The 438-nt window shown below is 36.8% G+C and carries 2 protein-coding genes; both read right to left on the reverse strand.

Features of this window, described 5'->3' with window-relative positions:
• The coding region (locus GNY06_RS01325) for a transposase (protein WP_166518461.1) at positions 1-332 on the reverse strand (332 nt) is incomplete at its 3' end.
• Positions 311-406, reverse strand: coding sequence for a transposase (locus tag GNY06_RS01330; protein WP_317163722.1), 96 nt, complete (start codon positions 404-406; stop codon positions 311-313). The genes GNY06_RS01330 and GNY06_RS01325, both read right to left, overlap by 22 nt.
• Positions 407-438 lie beyond the last annotated feature (32 nt).

Consider the following 438-nt stretch of genomic DNA (forward strand, 5'->3'; position numbering starts at 1 on the left):
GCCAGAATAACTTTAATGCCACAAAGCATTTCTTTTAACACGCGCATAAGTAAAATAACAGCCTTACTATCATGTATATTAGCCATTGTAACCATGATTGCAATTAAAAAAACATTTTTATCAACGAGCACATGACGTTTTATTCCCTTAATCTTTTTATTGCCATCAAATCCTTTTAATGACCGGATATTGCCCCAGCGAATACTCTGGCTGTCCATAATACCAAGCGATGGCTCTGATTTTTGTCCTAGTTTTACTCGAAATTTGCCTCGTAAATGTTCCAACACTAGTTCGAATTGCCCCATATCTGCTAATAGTACACCAGTTGCCACTTGGGGAAATCTTGGGGAAGCATACGCCATTGACAACCTGTTTTAACAAGGTAAAGAATACTGTTCCAAATAATCCGTAGATTATGTTTTCGTTTTCTATCATCAA

It is taken from the genome of Elizabethkingia argenteiflava (assembly GCF_009904105.1).
Classification (GTDB): Bacteria; Bacteroidota; Bacteroidia; order Flavobacteriales; family Weeksellaceae; genus Elizabethkingia; species Elizabethkingia argenteiflava.